Origin of the sequence: Rhodopirellula maiorica SM1 (assembly GCF_000346295.1) — a bacterium.
In the GTDB taxonomy this organism is placed as follows: Bacteria; Planctomycetota; Planctomycetia; order Pirellulales; family Pirellulaceae; genus Novipirellula; species Novipirellula maiorica.
The window spans coordinates 1-3,549 of sequence record NZ_ANOG01000563.1; the positions used below are offsets into that span (position 1 = coordinate 1).

The window sequence follows — 3,549 nt, forward strand, 5'->3', positions numbered from 1 at the left end:
CATGCTGGGGACATAGATGCGGTCGCCGGGCATCAATTGGTAATTCGTAGCGACATCACCTAGCTGCAAGATTTGTTGGTAGCAGATCGGCAGAATCAATCGCGGTTGTCCCGGCAACTGTGGCCGCGTCAGGATGATCTTGTGATCGTTGCTGCGATCGGAAAGTCCGCCAGCGGCAATGATCGCATCGAGCACGGTTTCGTGCCCAACCAGTGGGTAGGAACCAGGAGCGTTGACCTCGCCCATCACATAAAACAGCCCACTCTCTTTGTTGACTAAGCGTACTGTGACGCCATAGTCGATCGGGTCGAGCGATTCCTCGTCGCTATCGCCCCGATGCGATGCCAGCGCGATCCGGGTTTGACGTTTTTGCGTTTCATGATGTGCAACCACGCCTTGGACTTGTCGCTGGATCTCTTCGGCCGTCATGCCAGCGACTTGCATTCGTCCGTACGATCCTAGTTCGATCGTGCCATCTTGTTGGACGGTTTGGTCGCTCGATAGACGGACCGGTGAATCAAAATCGTTGGGTTCGATCACCAGGACGTCACCGGCTTCGACGCGGTGAGGCGGAAGCGTCAATTTGGAGAGCTCGGTCGCCACGTTTCCTTGATGGCCGACGGATTCACGAATCTCTGCTGCGTCGGACATCAACGTGTGCGAGCCAGCGGATACGGGCAATCCCATCGATGCTGCGGTACGACAACCCGCCTGAGTCCAAAGCAGCGTCATTACGAGCGACGTGGTCGCAACGGCAATCCCCACCGCACGAACGGTAAACGGTTCTTTTTTCATCGATTCATCCTTATTAGTAAGATCGTGTGCGGTTGATGCGTCGTGGCGATTTTCAGTGCCCAGCACGTCACCTTCGTGATGGCCGGTTTTGTGGACCGACGGCTTGCGCCACGTTCGATCCTAGACTGCTAGAGAGAAAGAAACGCACGGCATCCTGACTTAGTTGTTTTCCCGGTTGCAAACGCAACGTGGGCCGTGCCGATGTGCCTCCGACATGCACATGCACGACACGGTCTTTGAGTAATTCGTTGGCTTTGGCAACCATCGCAATCGGGGCGGCGGTGGCCATCATGATTGGCGAATCGGCCATCTCCAAAAGCTGGTCGGCGGGGCCATCGGATTCCGTGCTGGCGGTCACGTCAAAGTCCAATCGTCCGTCCAGCGTCGCGGTGCCGGACATTAATACCTGTACCGTACTCTGCGAGATGGCAAGCTCTTCGACTTGCACCAAACCGCCTGCGATACGGCCATAGACATACCCGCCGTCTTGCCCGTTTCCGGGACGTGATGGGGCCAAACGCACCAGCGAAGACAGCTCGTCCATGACCGGCAACTCCATCGCATTGATGTTTGACATTTCCAGGTCAAAGTGACCGACGAAGTTTTTCGCATCGCGAGCTCGTTTTGCGCCAAGCGTCACTTTCCCATCGATCACACCGGCACCTGCCGAGGACCCTTGCAACAACTTGGACGTGTCAACATGTTCGATACGCATCGATGTCGCCATCGATAGACTGCGATCAAAATTGCCTTCCGAGGCAATGTGGACGCGTCCGCCGCCGACACCCACCACGCCGGCACGGCATTGCCAACGTGCGATTTGTGATGCCTGAGAATAGCTCCAATCGACCGGGAATCGGGCTTCGCGAACAACCAGTCCCGACATTACCGCGTGATCAACCGAAACGTCGGCACGCCCCGAAATGACGGGGCCGATACGTCCGCTGACTTGCACGTTCGCGGTGCCTGACATATCGGCCGATACAAACGGCGCCGTTGCGCGACGCAGGTTGATTCGGTTGGCCGAGAAGTCGAACCGTCCTACAGGCGTGCCACTAAAATCGATGTTCGCTTTGCCCGAGAGTCGTCCGTCGGCGAAATGGCCACGGAGGCTTTCAAGCTCGACGCGGCTTGGATGTACCGCCATGTTCACCGCAACACGATCGGAGACGAGACTGCGATCCCATCGCACGTTTTCTAGCGATCCATTCAAACTGCAAAATCGGCTGCCGTCGAACATCGCCGGCGTGCGGACACAGTCGCCAGAGATCGTCGCCCTCAGTCGACGCGTTTCGCGAGGCATGTCCAGCGCCGCGATCACACGATGGACCGCTAATTCAGAAAGTTTGGCTTCGAATGTGACCGGGATCTGTTCGATCGCCCGAGGCGTTTCCGATTCAAAAAAACGAACTAATTGAGCAAGTTCGGCATTGCCGTCGGCCCCGTAGCGGCCTGCTGCCAAGACGCCATCACTGTGCACCGAGACCGCGCCTGCGTCCACCTTGATCTCTGCTTGTCGAATATCCAGCGGTAATCGATTCAGCGACAAGTTCTTGCTTTGCAGCCATGCATGCCCACTTAGCGATTCGAGATTGGCGATCGACGTGACTCGCAATCCGCCCTGCAGCGTGCCGCTCGCGGGAAGCGAAAGACCGCTGCAAGCGACCAATCGTGATGCCTTGATGTTCTGGAAATGGCCTTCGACGATGGTCTTGGTCCAGTCCAAATCACGCGCCGTCGCGGTCAGTTGATATTGTCCTCCTAATAGATCATTCGATGCACTGGTTAAAACGATCGAGGACGGATCGGCATTCCACTGCACGTTAGCTGCGCCAAGCCATTTTCCGGCGTAACGTGCGTTCTGAAGTGTTGCATCGCCGCCTGCGACAAACTGCAGCGGCGAGCTACTGAAATCAAAATGGCCTCGGATCGACGAATCGCCGGATGCACGCAACCGGCTGCCGGAAAATTGCGAAACGATCTCTGCAAGGTCGTCAACGCGAACCGTATTGGATTGGATCTCTCCAGAGAGTGAAATCGATTCTCCGACACTGCCGTTAGCGGACAATTCGCAAACGTTGTCTCGCCAGCGAATCGCAAATTGGGGCAGCGAAATCTGCCCGTCGCGCACGGTAGGATGGATGTCAACATCGTCGATCGATTCGCCCGCCACGATCATGTCGCGACCACGCACGTTTCCGATCACGCTCCATGCCGCCGGTTGGGCTGCATCTTGAACCCGACACGATGCATCGATTTCGGTAAACAAGTGGCCGTCAAGTTTTGTTGCCGGCATTCCCAACAGAGTGAAAACCGAATCCGAGGGCGTGACCAACACAGTCGACCGTGATTCGATTTTCGCATCCGGAGCCAGCGGCACCGTCGCCGACGCGAGAGCGTGGATCAATGGACGGCCCGGTTGATCGCGAACGATCACATCGGAGGTATGAACCGCCAGGGTTCCGTCGGCAACCGCAAGCCTGAACTCGGCATCATCCATGGTGACGCCGTGGGCAGTCACACCGCTGGCGTGCACGACAACCTCGCCCGCATGGCCGGTGACGGACGCCAATTTCTGTAAATCTAGGTTGATCGAAGCGGCGAGTCGTACGTTTCCGGTCATCTCGGCCACTTCGAATCGTTCGCCAACATGACTCAAATCGACGCCACCGGAGTCGATCGATCCGCTGATGTTTCCGGCGAGTGATTCGGGTTGATTAAGATTGATCGAGCCTTCGGTTTCCATGTCTGCAT

At 56.9% G+C, this 3,549-nt stretch carries 2 protein-coding genes; both read right to left on the reverse strand.

All coding sequences use genetic code 11. The features are described 5' to 3' along the window. The coding region (locus tag RMSM_RS37095; RefSeq protein ID WP_144057751.1) for a polysaccharide biosynthesis/export family protein at positions 1-795 on the reverse strand (795 nt) is incomplete at its 3' end. A gap of 67 nt (positions 796-862) precedes the next feature. After that, positions 863-3,549: AsmA family protein (locus tag RMSM_RS41050; RefSeq protein WP_236622193.1), on the reverse strand; the 2,687-nt coding region annotated here is incomplete at its 5' end.